23 protein-coding genes are annotated in these 22,448 nt (G+C 71.5%); 6 read left to right on the top strand and 17 right to left on the bottom strand.

The features are described 5' to 3' along the window. Nucleotides 1–11: 11 nt before the first annotated feature. Nucleotides 12–2,081, bottom strand: coding sequence for an acyl-CoA dehydrogenase family protein (locus AC3YO9_RS12125; RefSeq protein ID WP_489983323.1), 2,070 nt, complete (start codon nucleotides 2,079–2,081; stop codon nucleotides 12–14). Nucleotides 2,082–2,116: 35 nt separating this feature from the next. Next, the gene (locus tag AC3YO9_RS12120) at nucleotides 2,117–3,463 is read right to left on the bottom strand and encodes a cytochrome P450 (RefSeq protein WP_489983322.1); all 1,347 of its coding nucleotides are present in this window, start codon (nucleotides 3,461–3,463) and stop codon (nucleotides 2,117–2,119) included. A 188-nt stretch (nucleotides 3,464–3,651) separates the two neighbouring features. Here AC3YO9_RS12120 and AC3YO9_RS12115 point away from each other — a divergent pair, with 188 nt between their 5' ends. Then, nucleotides 3,652–4,833: a zinc-dependent alcohol dehydrogenase gene (locus tag AC3YO9_RS12115; RefSeq protein WP_127782795.1), complete on the top strand. Its 1,182-nt coding sequence runs from the start codon at nucleotides 3,652–3,654 to the stop codon at nucleotides 4,831–4,833. Between the two features lie 74 nt (nucleotides 4,834–4,907). On the opposite strand, the gene AC3YO9_RS12110 is transcribed toward AC3YO9_RS12115, so the two are convergent. Beyond that, nucleotides 4,908–5,483 (bottom strand): PRC-barrel domain-containing protein, encoded by a 576-nt coding sequence (locus AC3YO9_RS12110; protein ID WP_489983321.1) that lies wholly within the window; start codon nucleotides 5,481–5,483, stop codon nucleotides 4,908–4,910. Nucleotides 5,484–5,699: 216 nt separating this feature from the next. Between AC3YO9_RS12110 and AC3YO9_RS12105 the strand changes: the two genes are divergently transcribed. Continuing rightward, nucleotides 5,700–6,131 (top strand): PaaI family thioesterase, encoded by a 432-nt coding sequence (locus AC3YO9_RS12105; RefSeq protein ID WP_489983320.1) that lies wholly within the window; start codon nucleotides 5,700–5,702, stop codon nucleotides 6,129–6,131. A gap of 17 nt (nucleotides 6,132–6,148) precedes the next feature. Here AC3YO9_RS12105 and AC3YO9_RS12100 read toward each other — a convergent pair whose 3' ends face one another. From AC3YO9_RS12100 to AC3YO9_RS12075, 6 genes are all read right to left on the bottom strand, one after another. Beyond that, nucleotides 6,149–6,697, bottom strand: coding sequence for a DUF1697 domain-containing protein (locus tag AC3YO9_RS12100; protein ID WP_489983319.1), 549 nt, complete (start codon nucleotides 6,695–6,697; stop codon nucleotides 6,149–6,151). Then, a complete protein-coding gene (gene ligD, locus AC3YO9_RS12095) occupies nucleotides 6,694–7,623 on the bottom strand; it encodes a non-homologous end-joining DNA ligase (RefSeq protein ID WP_489983318.1) in 930 nt (309 codons plus the stop codon). Before ligD (AC3YO9_RS12095) ends, AC3YO9_RS12100 begins: the two co-directional genes overlap by 4 nt. A gap of 8 nt (nucleotides 7,624–7,631) precedes the next feature. Further along, the gene (gene ligD / locus AC3YO9_RS12090; RefSeq protein WP_489983317.1) at nucleotides 7,632–9,065 is read right to left on the bottom strand and encodes a non-homologous end-joining DNA ligase; all 1,434 of its coding nucleotides are present in this window, start codon (nucleotides 9,063–9,065) and stop codon (nucleotides 7,632–7,634) included. Then, nucleotides 9,058–10,134: a non-homologous end joining protein Ku gene (gene ku / locus AC3YO9_RS12085; RefSeq protein ID WP_489983316.1), complete on the bottom strand. Its 1,077-nt coding sequence runs from the start codon at nucleotides 10,132–10,134 to the stop codon at nucleotides 9,058–9,060. Before ku ends, ligD (AC3YO9_RS12090) begins: the two co-directional genes overlap by 8 nt. Nucleotides 10,135–10,203: 69 nt before the next feature. Then, nucleotides 10,204–10,866 (bottom strand): HAD family hydrolase, encoded by a 663-nt coding sequence (locus AC3YO9_RS12080; protein ID WP_489983315.1) that lies wholly within the window; start codon nucleotides 10,864–10,866, stop codon nucleotides 10,204–10,206. A gap of 65 nt (nucleotides 10,867–10,931) precedes the next feature. Beyond that, entirely contained in the window at nucleotides 10,932–11,705 is a 774-nt protein-coding gene (locus tag AC3YO9_RS12075) for an ANTAR domain-containing protein (RefSeq protein WP_489983314.1), read from the bottom strand. A 231-nt stretch (nucleotides 11,706–11,936) separates the two neighbouring features. Between AC3YO9_RS12075 and AC3YO9_RS12070 the strand changes: the two genes are divergently transcribed. Genes AC3YO9_RS12070 through AC3YO9_RS12060 form a run of 3 tightly spaced genes read left to right on the top strand, consistent with a single transcriptional unit; the run spans nucleotide 11,937 to nucleotide 14,786 of the window. Next, complete coding sequence (locus AC3YO9_RS12070) at nucleotides 11,937–12,470, top strand: ferritin-like domain-containing protein (protein ID WP_127782803.1); 534 nt, start codon at nucleotides 11,937–11,939, stop codon at nucleotides 12,468–12,470. A 4-nt stretch (nucleotides 12,471–12,474) separates the two neighbouring features. Then, entirely contained in the window at nucleotides 12,475–14,070 is a 1,596-nt protein-coding gene (locus AC3YO9_RS12065) for a phytoene desaturase family protein (protein WP_489983313.1), read from the top strand. Between the two features lie 56 nt (nucleotides 14,071–14,126). Further along, nucleotides 14,127–14,786 carry a TetR/AcrR family transcriptional regulator gene (locus AC3YO9_RS12060; RefSeq protein WP_489983312.1) on the top strand — a complete coding sequence of 220 codons (660 nt, stop codon included), beginning with the start codon at nucleotides 14,127–14,129 and terminating at the stop codon, nucleotides 14,784–14,786. Between the two features lie 35 nt (nucleotides 14,787–14,821). Here AC3YO9_RS12060 and AC3YO9_RS12055 read toward each other — a convergent pair whose 3' ends face one another. Genes AC3YO9_RS12055 through AC3YO9_RS12025 form a run of 7 tightly spaced genes read right to left on the bottom strand, consistent with a single transcriptional unit; the run spans nucleotide 14,822 to nucleotide 19,945 of the window. Next, the gene (locus AC3YO9_RS12055; RefSeq protein WP_489983311.1) at nucleotides 14,822–15,910 is read right to left on the bottom strand and encodes a 5'-3' exonuclease; all 1,089 of its coding nucleotides are present in this window, start codon (nucleotides 15,908–15,910) and stop codon (nucleotides 14,822–14,824) included. A gap of 53 nt (nucleotides 15,911–15,963) precedes the next feature. Further along, nucleotides 15,964–16,401, bottom strand: a complete 438-nt coding sequence (locus tag AC3YO9_RS12050; protein WP_489983310.1) for a phosphatase domain-containing protein — start codon at nucleotides 16,399–16,401, stop codon at nucleotides 15,964–15,966. Nucleotides 16,402–16,409: 8 nt separating this feature from the next. Further along, entirely contained in the window at nucleotides 16,410–17,471 is a 1,062-nt protein-coding gene (locus AC3YO9_RS12045; RefSeq protein ID WP_489983309.1) for an NAD(P)H-dependent amine dehydrogenase family protein, read from the bottom strand. Nucleotides 17,472–17,492: 21 nt separating this feature from the next. Then, nucleotides 17,493–18,068: a hypothetical protein gene (locus AC3YO9_RS12040; RefSeq protein WP_489983308.1), complete on the bottom strand. Its 576-nt coding sequence runs from the start codon at nucleotides 18,066–18,068 to the stop codon at nucleotides 17,493–17,495. Between the two features lie 49 nt (nucleotides 18,069–18,117). Beyond that, on the bottom strand, nucleotides 18,118–18,249 hold the full coding sequence (locus tag AC3YO9_RS12035; RefSeq protein ID WP_241249825.1) for a putative transporter small subunit: 132 nt from the start codon (nucleotides 18,247–18,249) through the stop codon (nucleotides 18,118–18,120). Beyond that, nucleotides 18,246–19,562 carry a sodium:solute symporter family transporter gene (locus AC3YO9_RS12030; protein ID WP_489983307.1) on the bottom strand — a complete coding sequence of 439 codons (1,317 nt, stop codon included), beginning with the start codon at nucleotides 19,560–19,562 and terminating at the stop codon, nucleotides 18,246–18,248. The genes AC3YO9_RS12035 and AC3YO9_RS12030 overlap by 4 nt, the downstream gene beginning before the upstream one ends. Then, nucleotides 19,562–19,945 carry a hypothetical protein gene (locus AC3YO9_RS12025; RefSeq protein WP_489983306.1) on the bottom strand — a complete coding sequence of 128 codons (384 nt, stop codon included), beginning with the start codon at nucleotides 19,943–19,945 and terminating at the stop codon, nucleotides 19,562–19,564. The genes AC3YO9_RS12030 and AC3YO9_RS12025 overlap by 1 nt, the downstream gene beginning before the upstream one ends. A gap of 329 nt (nucleotides 19,946–20,274) precedes the next feature. Between AC3YO9_RS12025 and AC3YO9_RS12020 the strand changes: the two genes are divergently transcribed. Beyond that, entirely contained in the window at nucleotides 20,275–21,066 is a 792-nt protein-coding gene (locus AC3YO9_RS12020; RefSeq protein WP_489983305.1) for a phosphotransferase, read from the top strand. Here AC3YO9_RS12020 and AC3YO9_RS12015 read toward each other — a convergent pair. Further along, nucleotides 21,063–22,322, bottom strand: a complete 1,260-nt coding sequence (locus AC3YO9_RS12015; RefSeq protein WP_489983304.1) for an HNH endonuclease signature motif containing protein — start codon at nucleotides 22,320–22,322, stop codon at nucleotides 21,063–21,065. The two genes, AC3YO9_RS12020 and AC3YO9_RS12015, sit on opposite strands and share 4 nt — an antisense overlap. Nucleotides 22,323–22,448: the final 126 nt, after the last annotated feature.

Below are 22,448 nucleotides of genomic sequence, written 5' to 3'. Positions count from 1 at the left end.
CGTCTTGGTGCCTACTGCCCAGGCGGGACGTCGGCGGCGGTGGCGGTGTTGGACGTGCCGGGTGCCTCGGCCCCGGGCTGACCCTGGTCGAGGACGCGACGGTCCTCCTCCCACATGGCTTCCTGCCGGGCGGGCTCCTCGCGCACGATGGCGCTGTTCATCCACTCGCGCGGGATGGCGAAGCCGTCCACCAGGGTGGTCGCGTAGGGGCGGATCTCCTTGCACAGCTGGTTGACCGTGGCGGTGACGGCCTTGCTGCGCGCGGCGTTCATCCGGCCGTGCTCCAGGAACCAGCCCTTGTCGGCCTCGATGGTGTGCAGCGCGTAGAGGTCGCACAGCCGCTCCAGCAGAGCGCGCGCCTCCGGGTCGGTGCAGCGGTCGATGCCGGTGATGAAGGCCTCCAGCACCACCCGCTCCACGTGCACGTGGGCGGTGCGCAGCACGTGGTCCTGGGCGTCGTTGAACACCTCGAAGGCGTCGGCGTCCTCGTCGCCGGCGCGGCGCAGCCGGTTGGCCGCGCCCTCCAGCACGTGCTTCTCGCGGTCCTCGAACATGTGCAGCTGCCAGTCGCGGTCGCGGACCGAGGCCTCTTCGTCGTTGCCGGGGACGGCGTCGACGAGGCGCTGCACCAGGCGGCGGGCCGCGGTGCGCTCGAGCACCTGGTCCACCACCATGTTCGCGGCGAACTGTGCCTTGCCCCAGCCGGAGAGGTCGCCGAAGTCGTCGGCGTAGCCGGTGAGCAGGCCCTTGGCCACCAGCTGCATGAGCACGGTGTTGTCGCCCTCGAACGTGGTGAACACGTCGATGTCGGACTTCAGCAGCGGCAGCTGGTTCTCCGCCAGGTAGCCGGCACCGCCGCAGGCCTCGCGGCAGGTCTGGATGGTCTGGTTCGCGTGCCAGGTGTTGGTGGCCTTGAGGCCGGCGGCCAGCGACTCCAGCTCGCGCTTGACCTCCGGCTCGGCGTCGTCCCCGGCGGTGAGGACGTCGTGCATCATCGCCGTCAGCTCTTCCTGGGCGAAGTGCAGCGCGTAGGTCTTGGCCAGCGCGGGCAGCAGCTTCCGCTGGTGGGCCAGGTAGTCCAGGATGACGATCTCCCGGTCGCGGCCGGGGGCGCTGAACTGGCGACGGGTCTCGCCGTAGCGCACCGCGATGTCCAGGGCGACCTTGGCCGCGCTGCCCGAGGCGCCACCGACGCTGACGCGCCCGCGCACCAGGGTGCCGAGCATGGTGAAGAAGCGGCCGGTCTCGCTCTCGATGGGCGAGGTGTACCCGCCGTCCTCGGCGACCTGCCCGTAGCGGTTGAGCAGCGCGCTGCGGGGGACCTTGACGTGGTCGAAGCTCAGGCGGCCGTTGTCCACACCGGCCAGGCCCTCCTTGTAGCCGTCGTCGGTGATGGTGACGCCGGGTGCGGGGTTGCCCTCCTTGTCGCGGATTGGCACGGCCCAGGCGTGCACGCCGCGGGGCTTGCCCTGGGTGACCAGCTGGGCGAAGACCACAGCCATCTGCCCGTCCCGGGCGGCGTTGCCGATGTAGTCCTTGCGCGCGGCCTCGTGCGGGGTGTGCAGGTCGAAGGTCTGGGTCTGCGGGTCGTAGGTGCAGGTGGTGCGCAGCTGCTGCACGTCCGAGCCGTGGCCGGTCTCGGTCATCGCGAAGCAGCCGGGCAGCTCCATGCTGATGATGTCGGGCACCAGGGCCGCGTGGTGCTCGTCGGTGCCCAGTGCCTGCACGGCGCCGCCGAACAGGCCCCACTGCACGCCGACCTTGACCATCAGCGACAGGTTGGTCATCGCGACCATCTCGATGGAGGCCACCGAGCCACCCAGGTCGTCACCGCCGCCGTGCTCCTTGCTGAAGCCCAGCGCGGTCTGGCCGGTCTTGGCCAGGTCGCGGGCGAGCGCGGTGGTGCGGGTGCGGGCGGCCTCGATGTCCTCGCCGTAGACCGGGGCCCACTTGGTGCCGGTGAGGTGGGTGCGCGCCTGCTGGCGGACGTGGGCCCAGCGGCCGTCGAGGACGTCGCGCAGCGCGTCCGGGTCGACGTGCTCCGGAAGGGGAGCTCCGGTGGTGTCAGCGGCAGTGCTCACGTGTCCTCCTGTGGCGCGGGTGGGTTGTCCGGAGCCTAGTCAGACGGCGGTCCGGGCAGCGCCGTCGCCTCGCCCCGCGAGGGTGCCCCGAGCACCACCGGCAGCTGCTGCCAGCCGCGCAGCACGCGGGTGTGCCGCCGGGCCCCGGGAGCGCCGAGCTGCAGGTCGGGGAAGCGCTCGAACAGCGCACGCAGCCCGATCTCCCCCTCCATCCGCGCCAGCGAGGCACCCAGGCAGAAGTGCCGGCCGCCGGAGAACGACAGGTGCTCACGGGCGTTGGACCGAGCCACGTCGAAGGTGTGCGGGTCGGTGAACACCGCCGGGTCGCGGTTGGCCCCGCCGAGCAGGGTCACCACCCGCTGGCCCGCGGGCACCGCCATCCCGGCCATCTCGGTGTCGCGCACCGCGCTGCGGGCGGTCAGCTGCACGGGGGACTCCATCCGCAGCACCTCCTCCACGGCGTTGCCCCACAGGCTCGGGTCGGTGCGCAGCACGGCCACCTGGTCGGGGTGGCGCAGCAGCAGCTCCACGCCGCTGCTGAGCAGGTTCACGGTGGTCTCGAAGCCGGCGGCCAGCAGCAGCCCGGCGGTGGCCCGCAGCTCGGTCTCGCTCAGGCGCTCGCCGTCGTCGGTCAGGGTGACCAGCTGGCTGAGCAGGTCGTCGCCGGGGTCGCGGCGCAGCCGCTGCAGGTGCCGGCCGAGCCAGGCGTCGAAGGCGCGCAGCGAGGCGTCCACGTGGCGGAACTCCCGCCAGGGCAGCCCCATGTCCAGGCTGGGGGCCGCACCGGCGCCGTAGCCGAGGACCTCGGCGCGCTCCGCGGCGGGCACGCCCAGGATCTCGGCGATCACCGCGACCGGCAGCAGGGTGGCGTAGTCGGCCACCAGGTCGATCTCGCTGGTGGGGCCCGCGGCGAGGAGGTCGTCCAGCAGCCCGTCGGCCAGGGCCTGCACCTGCGGGCGCAGCGCCTCCACCGCCCGGGCGGTGAACACCCGGGAGACCTGGCGGCGGTAGCGGGTGTGCTCGGGCGGCTCCACGGCCAGCAGGGACGGCGGCTCGATGGGGTGCAGGATGCGGGCGTCCTGGGCCCAGTCGTTGAGCCGGTTGAGCGGCCACGGGAACACCGCCGAGATGTTGCCGGCGCGGAAGTCGTCGCTGCGCAGCACGTCGCGCACCACGCTGTGGGTAGCGGTGAGGTAGGTGAGGCGCCCGCGGATCACCGGGCCCTGGGCCCGCACCTCGTCGTGCAGCAGGAACGGGTCCTCGGCGGCGGCGGTGGTGGGGTCGGCCAGCAGCCGCGCCTGCAGGTCGCCACCGGCGGCGGCGCGGCGCATCAGCGCGCGGGGCAGCCCGTGCTGCAGGGCCCAGCGGACGGTGGAACGCATCTTTCTCCCCCTTTGTGGCGCCTGACACTCGCGCGCCCAGCATGCCAGCAGCGCATTCCCAGATGTGCCCAGGCTCTCCCCGAGTTGCGCACCCCCCGTGCGGACGGTGCCATGGGACCAAGCGCTGAGCAGCAGCGCACCAGCTTGCTCCCGAGTGGGGCAGCCTCAGCACCATTGAGAGGATTGCGATGAAAGCCGTTACCTGGCAAGGCAAGCGCGATGTCCGAGTGGACACCGTCCCGGATCCCAAGATCGAGCTCCCCACCGACGCGATCATCAAGGTGACCACCACCAACATCTGCGGGTCGGACCTGCACCTGTACGAGACCCTCGGTGCGTTCATGGGCCAGGGCGACATCCTCGGCCACGAGCCGATGGGAATCGTGGAGGAGGTCGGCAGCGAGACCGGCGACCTCAAGGTCGGCGACCGCGTGGTCATCCCCTTCCAGATCTCCTGTGGCAGCTGCTTCATGTGCGACCGGCACCTGTACACCCAGTGCGAGACCACCCAGGTGCGCGAGCAGGGCACGGGGGCGGCGCTCTTCGGCTTCTCCAAGCTCTACGGCGAGGTCCCCGGCGGGCAGGCGGAGTACCTGCGCGTGCCGCAGGCCCAGTTCACCCACATCAAGGTGCCCGAGGGCCCGTCCGACGAGCGCTTCACCTACCTCTCCGACGTGCTGCCCACCGCGTGGCAGTCGGTGGCCTACGCCGACGTGCCCAAGGGCGGCTCGGTCACCGTGCTGGGCCTGGGCCCGATCGGCGACATGGCCGCCCGCATCGCCCAGCACCAGGGCAGCCGCGTCATCGCCGTGGACCTGGTGCCCGAGCGCCTGGAGCGCGCCCGGGCCCGGGGCATCGAGGTGGTGGACCTGCGTGAGCACGCCAAGGACGTCGGCGACGTCATCCGGGACATGACCGACGGCCGCGGCACCGACGCGGTGATCGACGCCGTCGGCATGGAGGCACACGGCTCGCCCATCAACAAGCTGGCCCAGCAGGTCGTCGGCATGCTGCCCGACGCCATCGGCGCGCCGCTGATGCAGAAGGCGGGCGTGGACCGGCTCAACGCGCTGTACTCCGCCATCGACATCGTGCGCCGCGGCGGCACCATCTCGGTGATCGGCGTCTACGGCGGCGCGGCCGACCCGATGCCGATGATCACCATGTTCGACAAGCAGATCCAGCTGCGGATGGGTCAGGCCAACGTCAAGCGGTGGGTCGGCGACATCATGCCGCTGCTCACCGACGCCGACCCGTTGGGCGTGGACACCTTCGCCACCCACACCCTGCCGCTGGAGCAGGCGCCGCACGCCTACGAGATCTTCCAGAAGAAGCAGGACGGCGCGGTCAAGGTGCTGCTCAAGCCCTGACCGGTAGGCAGACACACAGCAGCGTGGCCGCCCGGAGGGGCGGCCACGCTGTTGTGTGTCTGCGTCCGAAGTGCCTAGCGGTGGGAGTCCGGGGCGTCGGCGTCGGGGATCTCCTCGCGCCGCACGATGGTCTCCTCGGTGACGAGGTAGCGCCGGATCCGACGACCGCTCTCCTCGCCCTGCTCCGAGCGGTCCTGCTCCGAGTGGTCCCGGTGCTGGTCATCCTGGCCGGAGTGCTGCTGGCCCGCGTCCTGGCCGTGGCCCGGTGCGACGGGGGCTGCGTGCCGACCCTGGTCCTGCCCCGCCGCCTGGCCGGTGGTGGTGTCCTGGCCGGTGGCGTTGTCCACGCCGTAGTAGCGGTAGAGCTGGTCCTCCTCCGCCGGCGTGAGCTCGCCGTCGGCCTCCACGTTGGGGGCGTCCTTCACCATCGACTTGGGGTAGGGCACCCGCAGGTCGTCGCCGTCCACGGAGGCCTCGGCGAGCGGCACGAACGAGTCGCGGGTGCCGAACAGGCCGGTGCGCACCGTCACCCAGGCGGGCTCGCCGGTGGAGTTGTCGAGGTAGATCTGCCCGATGGCGCCGATCTTGTGTCCGTCCCCGTCGTGCACGGTGCCGTTGCCGATGGTGCCGAGGTCCTGCCTGGTGATCATGGTTGTCCTCCGGAAGCTGGTAGGGACGGCGCGAGCGTCGTCGTCCCCCTGAACCAAGCACGGGCGAACAGTCGCCGCCCGACGAGCGGAGACGCTGCAGGTCAGCGAGTCCGGCCCACTTGGGGTGGACAGGGCGCCCATCGGCATCCTGCCAGCCGCATGGCAAGGTCGACGGGTCAGGTCAGTCGGTGGCCTGCGCGACGACGAGGAGCACCAGTGGCGACGACGGGCATTCCAGCAGAGCTGCGCGACCAGGCGACGAGGGGCTTCGACGCCACGATCGGGCTGTCGGTGGTGGAGGCCTCCGGCGACGAGGTGCGCTCGCAGCTCACCGTGCGCCCGGAGCTGCTGCAGCCGCACGGCATCCTGCACGGCGGGGTGCTCTGCTCGGTGGTGGAGAGCGTGGCCAGCGTGGGTGGCACCTTGTGGCTGCGCGACGCCGGGGTGGTCGTCGGGGTGAACAACAACACCGACTTCCTCCGCGCCACCAAGGAGGGTGCGGTGCTCACCGCCGTGGGCACGCCGATCCACCGCGGCCGCTCCCAGCAGCTGTGGGCGGTGCACATCACCGACGGCGAGGGGCACCTGGTGGCCAAGGGCCAGGTGCGGCTGCAGAACCTGCGCCACGCCGAGCGCGTCGCGAAGTAGCCCACAGCGGGGCCGGGTCAGAGCAGGGTGGCCAGCTTGGTGACGGTGTTCCAGTTCCGCGCCGTGGCTGCCACACCGAGGTGCTTCTCCGCGAGGCCGCCCACCGGCGGCGCCTGCAAGATGCCGTCCGGGCACCACTGGTAGATCACCCGCTCGCCCAGCGCGGTGTTCTCTGGGTCCAGCTGGCGCGGGTCGTGCGCGGCGAGCAGCGCGGGATCCGGCGCCGGGAACAGGAAGTGCGCCAGGTACCGCGAGCCGTTGGTCGCCCGCGGCCCGAACGGGTCGCCGTCGACCACCGCCTGCAGGTCGGTGCCGGGGAGCACGTGGCAGGCCGCGGTGACGCCCAGCTGGTCGGCCAGGCCCTGCTCGATCTGCGCGGCCAGCGTCGCCGGGTCGGGCTGGTCGCTGCTGAACACCACGTTGCCGCTGTTGAGGTGGGTGCGCACCGCCTGGTGGCCGTAGCCGGTGAGCAGCTCGCGCAGGTCGGCCATGGCCACCCGCTTGTTGCGACCCACGTTGATGCCGCGCAGCAGGGCCACGTAGCGGCTGCCCTCCGCCGGGCTCACGGCCGCTTCGCCCGCTCGGGCAGCGGCTGGGCGCTCGACTCCAGGTCGGCCAGCAGGTCACCCAGCTCGGCCACCCGGGCCAGGACGTCGGGAGCGGTGAACACCAGCTGCTCAGGCTTCTCGCACGCGGCCACCTCGTCCCAGGTGAGCGGGGTGGACACCGTGGGGCTCGGCCGGCCCCGCAGCGAGTACGGCGCGACGGTGGTCTTGGCCGGGTTGTTCTGGCTCCAGTCCAGGAACACCTTGCCCGGCCGGGCGTCGCGGGCCATCCGCCACAGCACGGTGTCGGGCAGCTCGGCGGTGAGGTCCTGGGCCAGCTGCTTGGCGTAGGCGGAGGTGGTGGCGCTGTCGGTGGTCTGCACCGGCACCAGCAGGTGCAGACCCTTGGAGCCGCTGGTCTTGGGCCATGCCGTCAGCCCGTCCTCGGCGAGCAGGTCGCGCACCCGCAGCGCCACCGCGCAGCAGTCCACGACGTCCGCCGGCGCCCCCGGGTCGAGGTCAAAGACCATCAGGTCCGGCGGCAGCGCCTCGGCGGGGTGCTCGGCTGAACCCGCACCAGCGAAGCGCCACTGCGGCACGTGCAGCTCCAGCCCGGCCAGGTTGGCCGCCCACACCAGGGCCGCCGGCTCGTCCAGCACCGCGTAGGTGACGGCGTCGGAGCCCTTGCCGTGCACCTCCTCGGTGCGCAGCCAGTCCGGGGCGTCGGCGGCCACGTTCTTGTGCACGAAGCTCTTGGCGCCGGTGCCGTTGGGCCAGCGGAACAGGCTCACCGGGCGGTCACGCACGTGTGGGAGCAGCGCCTCGGCGATGCCGGCGTAGTAGGAGATCACCTCAGCCTTGGTGAAGCCGTCGGGGTAGAGCTCCTTGTCCAGATTGGACAGGCGCAGGGTGCGTCCGCCGAAGGACACCGACTGGGCCTCACTCATCTCGGGCCTCACTCATCGAGCAACCCCCTCCACCGCGGCTGGCGCAGCATGCCGTCACCGGTCCACGTGGCGAACTCCACCTCACCGGTCAGCTCCGGCCGCACCCAGCGCGCGGTGCGCCGCCGCGCCGGGGGCAGCGGACCGGCGAACGGCGAGGTGTCCGCGGCCAGTGGCTGCAGCCGCTCGTGCAGCTCGCGCAGCGCCCGGTCGGTGAAGCCGGTGCCCACGTTGCCCACGTACCGCAGGCTCCCGTCGTCGGTCCACACCCCGAGCAGCAGCGCGCCCAGGCCGTCGGCGCGGCGACCGTTTCCCGGCTGCCACCCGCCGATCACCACGTCGGCCTTGCGCAGGTTCACCAGCTTGAGCCACTGCTCGCTGCGCCGCCCGGGCAGGTAGTGGCTGGCGGTGTTCTTGGCCATCACCCCTTCCAGCCCCTGCGCACGCACGGCCGCCACCACGTCCGCCGCGTCACCGGTCAGCGGGGGCGGCACCGACCACACCGGCCCGGCCAGCTCCAGCGAGTCCAGCAGCTCGCGCCGCTCCGACAGCGGGCGGCGCAGCAACGACCGGCCGTCCAGGTGCAGCAGGTCGAAGATCAGGTAGGTGATGGCCGCCCCGGCGATGCTCTTGGTGCGCGGCGTGCTGCCGGTCTTGGTGCCGGCCAGCTGCTGCAGCAGCCCGAAGTCCGGCCGTCCGTCGGGACCGAGCACCACCAGCTCGCCGTCCAGCAGCACCTCGTGGCCGGCCAGCGCCTCGCCCAGCCCGGCGATGCCGTGCACCGGCTTGGTGAGGTCTTGGCCGGAGCGGCTGAGCAGCTTCACCCGGCCGCCCTCCACCCGGGCCAGCGCCCGGTAGCCGTCCCACTTGACCTCGTAGAACCAGCTGCCGCGCGTGGGTGGCTCGCCCGGAACGGCGAGCATGGGGGAGAGCTCCTCGGGGAGGGGCTCGTAGTCGGGGTCGGTGGGGGCGTCCCGCCGGCGCAGCGTCCACTGGTCGCTCTTCTCGCCCGGCCGGTGCGACAGCGCGTAGCGGCCCTGCAGCACCTGCCCGTGCAGGGTGAACTCCACCTTCTTGGGTCCCCACGCGGTGATCTCCACCGGACCGCGGTCGGTGACGCGCATCCAGCCACCGCCGTACTCGTTCGCCGGGATCTCGCCCTCGAACTGGGCGTAGGACAGCGGGTGGTCCTCGGTCTGCACGGCCAGGCGCTGCACGCCCGGGCCCGGCGGCACGCCCTTGGGCACCGCCCACGAGGCGAGCACGCCATCGTGCTCCAAACGCAGGTCCCAGTGCAGCGAGCTGGCGTGGTGCTCCTGCACCACGAAGATCGGCCCGGTCTCGTCGCCGCCCACGCCGACCTGGGCCTGCTCACCCATCGGCTCCGGCGTCCTGGCCGTGTCGCGCTTGGCGCGGTAGCGGTCGAGCTGGTCGGACTCAGGCACTGCGCTTGCGCGGGCTGGACTTCTTGGCCGCGGCGGTCTTGGCCGGGGCGGCCTTCTTGGCGGCCGGCTTCTTCGCCGTGCTCGTCTCCCCGGCGCTCGTCTCAGCTGCGTCAGCGTCGGTGTCGGTGTCGGTGTCGGCTTCCGCGGCGCTGGCCTTCTTGCTCTTCGCCGGGGCTGCCTTGGCGGTGCTCTTCTTGGCCGGGCTCTTGCGGGCGGGCTTGGCGTCGGGCTCGGCGTCGGTGCTCTTCTCTGGGTCCGAGTCGGTGTCCTGGTCGGTGGCCTTGCCCGCGCCTACTGCCTTGGGCTTGGAGCGGTCGATGCTGCGCTGCAGCGCGGTCATCAGGTCCACCACCTGAGCCGACTCCTTGGGCTCCTCGGCCTCCGGCAGCTCGGCGCCCTCGGCCTTGGCCTCGATCAGGGCCGCCATGGCGTCGCGGTAGTCGTCGTGGAACTCCTCCGGCTCGAAGTCGCCCGACATCGTCTCCACCAGCGACTCCGCCATCGCCAGCTCGTTCTTGCGCACCCCGATGTCCTTCTGCAGGAACGCGAACTCGGGCTTGCGGATCTCGTCGGGCCACATCATGGTGTGCAGCACCAGCACGTCCTCGCGGGCGCGCAGCATGGCCAGCGACTCGCGCTGGCGCAGGGTGATCTTGACCATCGCCATCTTGCCGGAGTCGATCAGCGCCTGGCGCAGCAGCACGTAGGGCCGCTCGGCGGCCGGGTCAGGCTCCACGTAGTAGCTCTTCTGGAAGAAGATGGGGTCCACGTCGGCGCCGTCCACGAACTCCAGCACGTCGATGGCGCGGTCGGTGCTCACCGGGAGGTTGGACAGCTCGGCCTGGTCGAGCACCACCATCCGCCCGTCCTCCATCTCGTAGGCCTTGGCGATCTGGTCGTAGGGGACCTCCTCGCCGCACACCGAGCAGACCTTCTTGTACCGAATGCGGCCTTGGTCGGCTTCGTGCACCTGGTGCAGGCGGAAGTCGTGCTCATCCGTTGCGGTGTACAGCCGCACCGCAATCGAGACCAGACCGAAGGAGATGGCACCCTTCCACAGTGATCGCATGCGCCGATTGTGGCGCATGCCTGCACCGTTGTGCAGCCCCGTGCGCCCAGCGCCGGGTGATCGGGCCGGCTACAGGCTGCTCAGCAGCGACTGGTCGAAGTGCTCCACCAGGTCGGCGGCGTCCCGGTAGACCTCCACTGCCCCGGCCTCGCGCAGCTCGGACTCGGCGAACCCGCCGCTGAGCACGCCGATGAACCGGACGCCCGCCCTGGCCGCGGCCTCGCCGTCCCAGACGGAGTCGCCGATGGTGACGGCTCGCTCGGCGGCCAGCCCCAGGGTGTCCACGGCGGTCTGCAGCAGGTCCGGCTCGGGCTTGGTGTCCTCGACATCCTCGGAGGTGATGGTGGCCTCGACGTGCTCGGCGCCGCCGATGCGCGGCAGCATCCAGTCGAGGTCCTTCGCCTTGCCGCTGGTCGCCAGGGCCACCCGCAGGTTCGCCTGCGCGCACCGGGCGAGCAGGTCGGCGGCGCCGGGCAGGGCGCGCACCTCGTCCTTCAGCTGCTCGTACTCGGTGGAGTGCGCCTCGGCGAAGGCGGAGTCGGAGCTGCCGATCAGGTGCGGCACCAGCTGGTCGTCGCCCAGCCCGATCGCCCGGTGCGCCTGGGCGGCGGTCACCTCGGGGTGGCCGTTGCGCTGGAAGGCCCGCAGCCACGCCAGACCGTGGTGGTACGTGCTGTCCAGCAGCGTGCCGTCGATGTCGAGCAACACACCGGCCCGGTCGGCGTCAGCCATGGGTCTCCTCCTCCCCGCACGGCAGCAACCGGTGCGGGCTCTCGTTGGACAGGTCGACCTCGAAGCTACTGGGCCGACTCCGATGTCGCTGTGGCAGCTGCGATCTCGGCGATGAAGGAGATGGCGACGTCGCGCAGCTTGATGTTCCGCTTCATCGAGCGCTCGCGCAGCACCTCGAACGCCGCGTCGGGGCCGATCTGGTGCACGGCCATCAGGATGCCCTTGGCCTGCTCGATGGGGGCACGGGTCTGGATGGAGTGCTGGAGCTGGGCGGCGAGCTGGTTGGCGGAGTGCACCGTGGCGTACTCGGTGAGCCCACGGCCGGCGTGCTCGACCAGGGCGGCGATGAAGTCCTGGTCGGTGCCCTCGAAGCCGTGCTCCTCGGCGCTGTAGAGGTTGAGCGCGCCGATCGCCACACCCTCGGCCACCAGGGGTGCGGCGAGGAAGGAGTGGACCCCGGCCGCGCGCGCAGGCTCCGCCATGGCCGGGAACTCGCGCTGCACGTCCCGTGCGCTCATGCACACCACGCTGCAGGTGCGCATCGCCTGCAGGCACGGGCCGTCGTCGAGGTGGTACTGCGCGTCGTCCACCGCCTGCACGCGCTCGTCGGTGAGGGCGGCGGTGAAGGCACTCTTGTCGAACTGCGCCGTGACGCCGCTCCAGTCCGCCCCGTCGATCAGCCGCACCGCGAGGTGGGCGGTGGCGGTGAGCAGGTCGAGCAGGTCGTCGTTGGTGTGCACGGGATGCCGCAGCGTGCTCAGGACGTCGGCCATCTCCTTGGGTCGAGCAGCCAGCAGGCGCCCCAGCTCGTCCGAGGCGAGGTGGATCCCGTTCGTCATGCCCGACTCATTTCCTTCGCTCGCTCGCCCGCGCCCCATCCCCGCGTTGGGTGCTGATCGTAGACGAAGAAACGACCTCCGAACCCGGTAGTTTTTCCCGGTCACAGGGCGTGACCGCAGGACGGCCGCGGCCCGTGCACAGCGTGACGAGCACGTCCGTTCAGCGCACCGATGGGTCCGGCTGCACGATGGAGGCGAGGCATCCGTCGGACCGACCCTCAGGAGACCGCGATGGCCAACCAGTTCGCCCTGGACGTGACCAGGATCCGCGACGACGCCCGCGCAAGGATGGCCGCCGGCGCGGTCACCGAGGGCAACATGATCGACCGGGACAACTTGATCGACATCCTCAACCAGGTGGTGGCCACCGAGATCGTCTGCTACCTGCGCTACACCCAGCACGCCATCGTGGCCACTGGCGTGGACCGGGCCCAGGTTGCCGCGGAGTTCACCGAGCACGCCGCCGACGAGATGAAGCACGGCCTGCGGGCGGCGGAGCGGATCAGCCAGCTGGGCGGCAACCCCGACTTCGACCCCGTGACCCTGCGCGAGCGCTCGCACACCCAGTACGTGGAGACCGAGGACAACGACCTCACCCGCATGCTGGAGGAGAACCTCGTCGCCGAGCGCATCGTCATCACCTCCTACCAGGAGATCGCCCGCTGGATCGGTGACCGCGACCCCACCACGCGCCGCCTGATGGAGTCGATCCTGGAGGAGGAGGAGGAACACGCCGACGACTTGAACGACCTTCTGGGAAACTGACCGGGTGGTCACCACAACAGCGGATGCGGTCATCGTCGGAGCCGGGCACCACGGGTTGGTGGCCGCCGCGGCGCTCGCTGACGCGGGCTGGGACGTGGTGGTGCTCGAGGGCAACGACGACGTCGGGGGAGCGGTGCGCTCGGCTGAGCTGGTTCCTGGGTACACCAGCGACCTGTTCAGCGCGTTCTACCCGCTGGGCGCGGCGTCGCCGGCCATCACCGCAATGGGGCTCGAGCAGCACGGTCTAATCTGGACCCACGCGCCCACGGTGGTGGCGCACCCCACCGGCCCTGACGACACCGAGGGCGTGGTGCTGCACCGCGACCCGCAGCGCACCGCCGACGGTCTGGCCCAGCACGACGCCCGCGACGGCAAGGCGTGGCTGGAGCTGGTGGAGCGCTGGCAGCAGATTCGCAAGCCGTTGCTGGACACCTTGTTCCGGCCGTTCCCGCCGGTGCAGGGTCCCACCGCGATGCTGGCCAGCCTGGGCCCGGCCGAGACGCTGCGGTTCCTGCGCTTCATGCTGCTGCCGGCCCGGCGGATGGGTCGCGAGCTCTTCCACAGCGAGGCGGCTCGGCTGCTGCTGCTGGGCAACGCGATGCACGCCGACGTCCCGGTGGACGCGCCGGTGAGCGGCGCCTTCGGCTTCCTCATGACGATGCTGGCCCAGGACGCCGGCTTTCCCGTGCCGGTGGGCGGGGCCGGCGAGCTGACCGCGACCATGGCCCGCCGCGGAGAGTCGGTGGGTGTGCAGGTGCACACCGGGCAGCACGTGGAGGCCATCGAGGTGCGCGGTGGCCGGGCCGTGGGGGTGCGCACCGCGGAGGGGATGCAGGTACGGGCGCGCCGGGCCGTCATCGCCGACACGTCGGCGCTGAGCCTCTACCGCGACCTGCTGCCCGCCGCAGTGGTGCCCCCGCGGCTGTTGCGCGATCTGGAGCACTTCGAGTGGGACACCCCGGTGGTCAAGGTCAACTACGCACTGGACGCGCCCATCCCGTGGCGGGCCCGGGGCCTGCACGGCGCCGGCACGGTGCACCTGGGCGCCGACGAGCGCGGCCTGGTGCAGTGGATGGCCGACCTCAACACGGAGGTGGTGCCGCGCACCCCGTTCATGCTGTTCGGGCAGATGACCACCGCTGACGCCACCCGCTCGCCCGAGGGCACCGAGAGCGCCTGGGCCTACAGCCACCTGCCGCGGGAGGTCACCGACGACGACTCCGCCGAGACCCTGGCCCAGCGGATGGACGAGGTGCTGGAGGCGCACGCCCCCGGCTTCGCCCGGCAGGTGGTGGGCCGCGTGGTGCAGAAGCCCAGCGACCTCGCCGGCGCGGACGCCAACCTGCTCTTCGGCACCGTCAACGGGGGCACCGCGCAGCTGCAGCAGCAGCTGATCTTCCGGCCGACCCCCGGCCTGGGCCGGGCCGAGACCCCGATCTCCGGTCTGTACCTGGGGAGTGCGGGTGCCCACCCCGGCGGCGGGGTGCACGGGGTGTGCGGCCTCAACGCGGCCAAGGCGGCACTGGGCGAGCAGGGACTCCTGGGCCTGCCCCGGCGACGGGTCACCAGCGCTCTGCTCGGGTTGTTGAACCGGGGCTAGAAAAACAGCGGTCGTGAAATGCATCACTAACCGCCAGTTCACGCTAACGTCGCGCCATGACTCCCGCTGACGCGCGTGGATCGACCAGGACGAAGCGCCGCGACCTGCTCCTGGACGCCACCGCCGCCATCGTCATCGACGAGGGCTGGTCGGCGGTGACGATGGGCCGGCTGGCCTCGGCGGTGCAGGTGAGCAGGCAGAGCGTCTACAACGAGCTGGGCAGCAAGGACAAGCTGGCGGTGGCGCTGGTCGCCAGGGAGACCCGGCGATTCCTGGACACCGTGCAGCTGCAGCTGCTCAGCCACCCCGAGGACATGACGACGGCGACGATGGCGGCGGTGGACTCCGCGCTGCGGATGGGAGAGGAGAACCCGCTGCTGCGGGCCATCATCTCGGCGGCGCACGGCAAGGCTGACGGCCTGCTGCCCCTGCTCACCATCCGGTCGGCACCCGTGCTGGACAGCTCGGTGATGATGCTGACGACCTTCGCGGACGAGCACTGGTCCGGGCTGGCCGGCTCCACCGACGAGCTGCACGAGCTGGTCGACGCCATCGTGCGGCTCACCCTCAGCCATCTGGTGCGACCGCAGTGGCCGGTGCCGCGGGTGACCGCCCTGGTGGGGCGCCTGGTGGATGCCGCGCTGCTGGCGGCCCGCACCGAGGCGGGCGTCAGCCGTGCGCCCACCAACGGCCGCCTCACCAAGGCCCACGGCTGACGCCGCCACCGGCTGGGCTGGGCCATGGCGGCGCGCTAGCCGAACAGGCTGAGCTGCAGGCTCTCCGGCTCCGGTGCACGGGCTGTGGTGCGGGTGCGGGTGCGGGCTGGGGGAGCCTCCGCCGGGTGCGGCGCGCCCTGGCTGGCGGGGCCAGCCTGGATGAAGCGGGGACGCGGCTCGCAGTGCGCCAGCGCCACCGCCGCGCTCTCGGCCATCGCGCCCAGCTGCGCGTCAGCGAGCGCGGCGCGCAGGGCGTCCTCCGCCACCGGCAGCCGTCCGGCACCGTCCACGGCCGACAGCGCCAGGCCCAGCTCGAGGTCGGTGGCCATCGTCATCAGCTCGACGTTGCGCCGGTAGGCCGCACGGGAGTCGGCGTCGCGCAGCTTGGCCACCATGGACTGTCCGGCGGCCTTGGCCACCCGCAGCCCGTCGTTGTCGTCGACGTCGGCGAAGGCCTGCTCCACGGTGTCGAACTCGGCCAGCAGCTTCACCGCGCTCTTGGGGCCCACCCCACGGATGCCGGGCAGGTTGTCGGAGGTGTCCCCGCGCATGGCGGCGTAGTCGCGGTACTGGTGCGGGTGCACGCCGTTGAGGATGTGCATGCGCTGGGGGTTGAGCAGGGGTGAGGCGTCCACTCCGCCGTTGATCAGGCGCAGCACCTTGCACGTGTCGGAGACCAGGGCGAAGGCGTCCCGGTCCGAGGTCATCACCACGGTGTCCCACCCGGCGACAGCCGCGTGCGCCGCCGCTGACGCCACCACGTCGTCGGCCTCCATGCCCGGGGCGACGACGGTGTGCACGCCGGCCGCGTGCAGCAGCGGTCCCGCCGCGGCCAGCTGCACCAGCAGGTCCTCCGGCTTGTCGGCTCGGTGCGCCTTGTAGGCGGGGTAGCGCGTCTTGCGCACGTTGCTGGTGGAGTCGTCCAGGCCCACCACCACCGCGTCGGCGCCCACCCGGCGCACTCCGCCGACCAGCTGCGACAGCAGGCCTTTCAGCGCCCAGGTGGGGGAGCCGTCGGCGGCACGCAGCTCGGAGTGCTTGAGCGCGTGGTAGGAGCGGTGGATCAGCGAGTTGCCGTCCACGGCGAGCAGGACGGGGCGATCAGCGGGGTCTTCCGGGTGCACGGCCCCCACTCTGCCCGCACCGCCGCGGGCCGGAGCACCCGGCTCACCGGTCCTCACCCCGCGGGGGCGAAGCGTTGCACGTAGCCCCGCTGCCACGGCGTCTCCACCGCCCGGCGGTGGTAGTGGGTGCGCACGTAGCGCACCGCCTCGGTGGGCGGCACCCCGTCGAGCACGGCGAGACAGGCCAGCGCGGTGCCGGTGCGCCCCACCCCGCCGCCGCAGCCGATCTCCACCCGCACGTGCGGGCTCTGCTCCCACGCCTGCACCAGTGCCTGGCGCGCGGCGTCGCGGTCGCGGGGCAGCCCGAAGTCCGGCCAGCGCACCCAGCGCGAGGGCCACGGAGTCGGCTGCGGCTCGCGGCCCAGCAGGTACACGCCAAGCTCGGGCACCGGGCCGGGAGGCGGCGGCCGGCGCAGCGCGCGCCCCCGCACCAGCCGCCCCGAGGGCAGCTCCAGCACGCCCGGCTGGTGGGCGTCCCAGGGCTCACCCACGGCGAGGCCTAGGCGCGCAGCAGATCTGGGTGTGCCCGGCCGGCCACCATGGGCAGCTCCACCGAGGTGACCACCCCAGGGGCGGCCGCGCACACGTAGGGCACGGCGTTGACGCAGTGCGCCGCCGTGGCGACGATGCCGGGGTTGCTGGCCAGCCCCGCCTCCACGCTCTCCGGCTGCCAGCCGCGGATGGTGACGAAGGTGTCGGGGTTGCCGCGCACCTCGATCTCGAAGCGCTCACCCTCCTCGCCGAGCGTCCAGGCCGGCTCCAGGTGCTCCTCGCCCATCAACCAGCTCACGCCGATCTGCACCACCAGCCGGTCGCCGACGAAGGCCTCCCAGACGAACTTCTGCGCAGCGACCTGGCCGGGCTCGATCACCCCGATGGGGGAGTCGATGGGGGCGGTGGCCACCGCCAGCTCGTGGCGCGGACGGATGTCCACGTCACCGCCGATACCGAGGGTGTCGACCACCATGCGCACCGACTGGGTGAACCCGCGGCTGAGCAGGTCCAGCATCGGTCCGGTGCGCGCCTGCTCCGGCGTGGAGCCGAAGAACATGATCGAGCGGACCACGTCCGGTGCGCCGTAGGTGCGGATGTCGGAGAACTCCTCCGCACGCACGAAGGTCACCGCCGAGGACATCGACGACAGCAGCAGCGGGAACACCTCGGTGACGCCACCGGGGTCGATCCCGGTGCCGTGCAGGCTCACCCCACCGTCGAGACAGGCCTGCTCGACCTTGGTCGTCTCCTTGTCGGTGGGGTAGTACCAGCCCACCGGGGTGATCACGTTCTTGCCCGAGCGCAGCAGCGCTGCCACCTCCCGCGAGCTGGGGACCAGGGGCGCGTAGACCACTGCGTCGGCCTCCAGCGCCAGGATCTCCTCGACGCTGCTGGTGGCCCGGACGCCGAGCGGGTCGAGGCCCGCGAGCTCGCCGGCGTCACAGCCGTGCTTGTCCGCCGAGTGCACCCAGCAGCCGACCAGCTCGAGCTCGGGATGGGCCACGATGGCCCCGATCGCGGCTCGTCCCACGGAACCGGTGGCCCACTGCACTACCCGCAACACCATGACCGGCTCCTTGCCTGTTGGTTAGAGCCACGGTATTGCGGGGAGCGGCAGTGTCAATGGGATCAGCGTCAATGGCCTCGGCTCAGACGTGACCGCCGGCTGTGGGACGCCGGTGCCCGCGGGGATCGTGGTGACGTCGCCGTGGCGCTTCGCGCGGTGCGCCACCCAGCGGTCGGCCGCCAGGTTGAGCAGCGCACCGACCACACCCCAGACCACGATCACCAGCAGGTTGCCGCCGACACCGTGCCCGTCGAAGTAGACCGACAAGCCACCACCGGAGGCAGGCACACCACCCAGCATGACTGGGACGATCGCGGCGAGTCCGAACGTGCGGGTGAAGGCCCCGGTGACCAGCGCCATGGCGAAGATGGTCAGCGAGCCGACACCGGTCAGCTCCCAGGCGTGGCCGTTGACCGCGCCGATGAGGACGTCGAACAGGAACCACAGCCACAGGGCCATGCCCACCGACCAGCCGGCGAGCAGCGGCAGGCGCTGGCGCAGCCGCGTGAGCTCCGGTGCTCCGCCGCGGAACACCGCCATGATCAGGAAGCCCGCCATGATCCAGGCCATGCTGACGTACATGCTGTTGCTGCCCATGCCGTCGTCCGACCGAGAGCCCGGAGCAGGACTGACGCTCCCGGTGGGGTCAGATCATGTCGCGACCCTCGCGCCGTGCCTCCAGGTAGTCCCGGAGGAACGCCCTGCTGATCACGAACAGCACGCCGGCAACCAGGACCGGCCAGACCAGCATGTAGAGGGTGAGCGCAACGGTGCTCATGCGCGGGTTCCTTCCGTCGTGGGTGCCGTGGTGGAGGGGCCGGCGCGGGAGGGGTCGGCGCGGGAAGGATCGAAGTCCCCGGTGCCCTCGGCGATCAGGGCAAAGTCGAAGCGGGTGCGCTGGCGCACCGACATGCCGAAGCAGACCAGCGTGCTGACGGCGTACGCGGCCAGCGAGGCGCTGAGCGTGGCGTAGTCGTGCAAGAAGCCGAGCACGAACGGGGCGGAGGCCAGCGCCGATAGCACGGCCACCACCTGCGCGACGCGCAGGCCGAAGAACCCGAAGGCCATCAGGCCGAGAACCACCCCGATCCCCACCACGGAGAGGACGTCGGTGAGCAGCCCCACCGCACCGTTCACGGGTACCCAGCTGAATCGGATGGGCAGGAAGACGGCAAGTGCGGCGAGCACCGAGGTGGTGAAGGCCCGGTTGGTCACCTTGTCCCAGTAGAAGCTGGCGATCACCGGGAAGACCAGCGCCCCCCAGAGCGCGCCCACGAAGACCAGCAGGTCCAGGATGCTCAGCTGGAGGCTGGCCAGCGCGACCGCGACCGCGGTGGCCACCACCATCGTGGTGCGGCCGACCAGCACCATGGTCCGGGGGTTCGCGCCCTTCTTGCCGGCGAGGTTCTGCCCGTAGACGTCAGCCATCGCGATGGAGGCGAGCGCGGCGAGGTCGGAGTCCGCTGTGGACGACAGCGCTCCGATGATCATCACGAAGAACACCGCCAGCAGCACGGCCGGCAGGTAGCTCATGGCCATCTGCGGGATCACGTTGTTCACGTCGCCGTCCATCGGCTCGATCCCGAGGTACAGCGCCAGGACCCCGAGCATGCCGACGCCGATCACGGTGGCGCCGTAGCCGATGGTCGCCGTGATGAAGGTCGGCTTGATGAGGTTCTCGCGCACCGCGAACAAGCGCTGCGCGATGGTCTGGTTGCCGATGGCGTAGGCCAGCACCGCGGCGATGTAGGGGGCGCCCTGGTTGAGGAACGCGTCGCTGGAGAAGAAGCTGCCCTGCTGCGCGGTGAGGTTGCCTGCGCCGCTCTCGAACGCGGCGGGGAAACCTGCGGCGAAGAAGATGAACGGCACGATCACCACCACGGCGCCGAGCATGGCGACCACCTGGATGAAGTCGGTCAGCACCGAGGCCCGAAAGCCCGACCACAGCGTGTAGAGCAGGACCCCGCCGGCGACGATGAACACCCCCTGGATGAAGTTGAACGGCGACAGCATGGAGATGAGGACTCCGCCGGCCAGAAAGTTCGACATCAGGCTGATCACGCTGCCGACCACGTTGGACCCGGCCAGCATCAGCTGGCTGGACGACCGTGACGCACGCGCATCACCTCGGCCAAGGTGTGGGCCTTGGGCGCCACCGCGCGGATGCGGCGTCCGAAGGGGTAGATGAACAGGATCATCAGCGCACCCCACAGCCCGTAGTGAATGGGACCGGAGATGCCGTAGGTGTAGCCGGAGGTGGCCGAGGCGTACAGCGACGACGCCCAGATCCACGTGGCGGTCATGCTCGCGGCCGAGATGCCGAATCCAAGCTTGTTCCCGGCGGTCATGTACCCGTCGGCGTTCTCCTCGCGCTTTCCGATGCGCAGCGAGACCCAGAAGGTGCCACCGTAGAAGAACACCAGGAGGCCGACGATCGCCACCACGCTGAGCTGCGTGAAACCTGAATCAGGCACACGCCACCTCCTTCATCAACTTCGAGCTCGGACCCGTTCCCTCCGGTGTGGTCACAGAGTCGGGTCGCGCCAGGTGTCGGTGGGCTGCGAGGCCGTCCAACGGTGTGATTCTTCGCAGACGGTGGCAAACCCACCCTTGTCGGACAGTGCGGACGTTATCAACGCCAGCTTTGTCGCGAGGTACCGGCACCAAGCCATAGCACCCTGGAACGAATACCCGAAATGGCCCGCTGACCGGCTGACATGGCGTCGCGGTCAACCGCTGGACAGCCCGGTGCGGCCGTGCCACGGTGGTCTCTCGGACCGTGCGGGAAAGGGGTCGGTCTCGAGTGTCGACGCCACTGGACCGAGCGAGCGAGGCGCTGCGGCGGCACGGCCTCGGTCGGTGGGCTCCGCCGGCGCTGTGGGGCAACGGCCTGGACCACGTGGTGTTCCGGGCCGGCGACCTGGCCGTGCGCGTGGGCCGAGACGTCGACGTCACCCACGAGAGCGAGCTGCTCGCCGTCCTCGTGGCGGCCGAGCTCGGGGTGGCGGTGCCCTGCCCCGTGCTGGTGGAGGCCGAGCTTGCGGTGCTGGCCTACCCGCTGCTGCCGGGAGCCCCGCTGCTGGGGCAGCCGCCGCCGCGGGGGAGCGCGAGGACGCTCGCGCGGGCGCTGCGGAGGCTGCACCGGGTGAACGCGGCGACGGTGGCGGGTCTCGTCCCCCGGGAGGTCGATCCGGGACTGGAGTGGCTGGCCGACCTGCGCGGCCCCGCCGAGCACCTCGACCTCCTCCACGCCGCCGTACCTGATGCACCGGAGCACCCCGTGCTGTGCCACAACGACCTGGGAGCTGAGCACCTGCTGGCCGACGGCGGCGAGCTCACCGGCATCCTCGACTGGTCGGACGCGGCGATCACCGACCCGGCCATCGACCTGTCCCGGCTGCTCCGCGACTTCGGGCCGCGCTTCCTGGACGAGGTGCTGGACGGCTACGGCGACCTGGGCGGCGACGCGATGCCGCGGATCTACTTCTATGCCCGCTGCGCCGCGCTGGAGGATCTCGCCCACGCGCGGGCCACCGGTCGCGCGGAGTACGCGGTGGCGGCGCGGCGCAGCCTCACCTGGCTGTTTCCCGGCTAGGCCGCCCCCCTGTAATCACCCGGTGGGTGAGCAGGCTGTGGTCTTCGCTGGTGCGACGGTCGTGGGGTGCCGCCGGGGTCGATCCAGGCCGGTGGGGTGAACCAGGGTTGGCGGTCGTCACCGGTGGCTACGGACCAGCCTTGGTGGTGCACGACCCGGTGGTGGTGGCCGCAGAGGAGAACCAGGTTGTCTAGCGCGGTGTCGCCGTTGTCCGCCCAGTGGATGATGTGGTGGGCGTGGCACCAGCCTGGTGGCCGGCCGCAGCCGGGGAAGGCGCAGCCCCGGTCGCGGGCGATGAGGGCCCTGCGCAGGCCACCGGACACGACGTAGGTGGTGCGTCCGACGTCGAGGGGTACGCCGTTCTCGTCCAGGGTTATCGGGGTGACTTCGGCGTCGCAGGCCAACCGGCGGGCGGCGGCGATGGACAAGGGGCCGAGGAAGGTGAGCTCGGCGGCCGGGCCATGGCCGGCGGCGAGGGCGTCGGCGCGCACGTGCAGGGTGAGGTGCGGGCGGGCGTAGCCCTCCCCGGGCACGCAGGCGTGATCGGCCGCGCGCCCCAACAGATCGACGAGCGCATCTCCGAGGCGTCGGCCGGGTGAGCGGGGGTCCTTCTCTCCGTTTTCTTCCGATCGTGGCTTGGCCAGGGGGGAGAGGACGGAGCGGGCCAGCTCGGCGGCTTCGGTGTCCAGCCAGCCGGTGATCTTGTGCAGGCCGTCGCCGCAGTCACTGATGCGCAGCTCCCGGCGCGCGACGGCGTGTTCCTCGGTGAGCTCAGCATCGTCGGGGCAGATGCGTGCCAGCAGGTCGCGACCGCGCCGATTCAGGGCCTGTGGGTCCTCCAGGCGGGCGGCGTCCAGCAGGTAGGTGCGGCAGGCGCCGACACCGTCATCGGGCAGGTCGTTGGGCAGCTGCTGCAGCACCCGGACGATCACCTCGGCGTGCTCGCTCAGCAGGGCGCCGGAGTCCAGCGCCGCGGCCACATCGGGCAGCCGATCCAGGGCCAGGCCCAACCGCACCATTCGCGATGCCGCACCCGGGGACACGCGGCTCACGTCGGTCAGCCACCGCGCGGTGTTCGCGGCGCCCAGCTCGATTGCTGCTCCCCGCCGATCGATCTCGGTGATGGTTCGTAGCTGCAGACCATGGATGGCGGAGGTGGCGGTGCCGAGGTCGCGAGCGAACGTCACCAGCTCGTCCGACCCCAGGCGCCACAGCTCCACTGATGCCGGTGAGGCGAGCGCGGTGGCCAAGTCCATGATTCGAACCCTAGTTCGAACCACCGACAGTTTCCGCGCCAGTGACCGAACGCTGGCCAGTGCGGGTGCGTTGCCCTCGCCGAGCGCCCCGGGCGACGCGCAGCGCCTCCGGCCGCCCTGACGTCT

The sequence above is a fragment of the Rhodococcus sp. Z6_132 genome (assembly GCF_058133635.1).
This window is presented reverse-complemented; position numbering and strand designations above follow the sequence as displayed.

What these genes read in the sequence shown, in the direction of transcription:
- AC3YO9_RS12120 (WP_489983322.1), bottom strand. Translation starts at nt 3,463, where the DNA reads ATGCGTTCCACCGTCCGCTGGGCCCTGCAGCACGGGCTGCCCCGCGCG.
- AC3YO9_RS12115 (WP_127782795.1), top strand. Translation starts at nt 3,652, where the DNA reads ATGAAAGCCGTTACCTGGCAAGGCAAGCGCGATGTCCGAGTGGACACC.
- AC3YO9_RS12110 (WP_489983321.1), bottom strand. Translation starts at nt 5,483, where the DNA reads ATGATCACCAGGCAGGACCTCGGCACCATCGGCAACGGCACCGTGCAC.
- ligD (WP_489983318.1), bottom strand. Translation starts at nt 7,623, where the DNA reads ATGAGTGAGGCCCAGTCGGTGTCCTTCGGCGGACGCACCCTGCGCCTG.
- ku (WP_489983316.1), bottom strand. Translation starts at nt 10,134, where the DNA reads ATGCGATCACTGTGGAAGGGTGCCATCTCCTTCGGTCTGGTCTCGATT.
- AC3YO9_RS12080 (WP_489983315.1), bottom strand. Translation starts at nt 10,866, where the DNA reads ATGGCTGACGCCGACCGGGCCGGTGTGTTGCTCGACATCGACGGCACG.
- AC3YO9_RS12075 (WP_489983314.1), bottom strand. Translation starts at nt 11,705, where the DNA reads ATGACGAACGGGATCCACCTCGCCTCGGACGAGCTGGGGCGCCTGCTG.
- AC3YO9_RS12070 (WP_127782803.1), top strand. Translation starts at nt 11,937, where the DNA reads ATGGCCAACCAGTTCGCCCTGGACGTGACCAGGATCCGCGACGACGCC.
- AC3YO9_RS12060 (WP_489983312.1), top strand. Translation starts at nt 14,127, where the DNA reads ATGACTCCCGCTGACGCGCGTGGATCGACCAGGACGAAGCGCCGCGAC.
- AC3YO9_RS12045 (WP_489983309.1), bottom strand. Translation starts at nt 17,471, where the DNA reads ATGGTGTTGCGGGTAGTGCAGTGGGCCACCGGTTCCGTGGGACGAGCC.
- AC3YO9_RS12040 (WP_489983308.1), bottom strand. Translation starts at nt 18,068, where the DNA reads ATGGGCAGCAACAGCATGTACGTCAGCATGGCCTGGATCATGGCGGGC.
- AC3YO9_RS12035 (WP_241249825.1), bottom strand. Translation starts at nt 18,249, where the DNA reads ATGAGCACCGTTGCGCTCACCCTCTACATGCTGGTCTGGCCGGTCCTG.
- AC3YO9_RS12030 (WP_489983307.1), bottom strand. Translation starts at nt 19,562, where the DNA reads ATGCTGGCCGGGTCCAACGTGGTCGGCAGCGTGATCAGCCTGATGTCG.
- AC3YO9_RS12015 (WP_489983304.1), bottom strand. Translation starts at nt 22,322, where the DNA reads ATGGACTTGGCCACCGCGCTCGCCTCACCGGCATCAGTGGAGCTGTGG.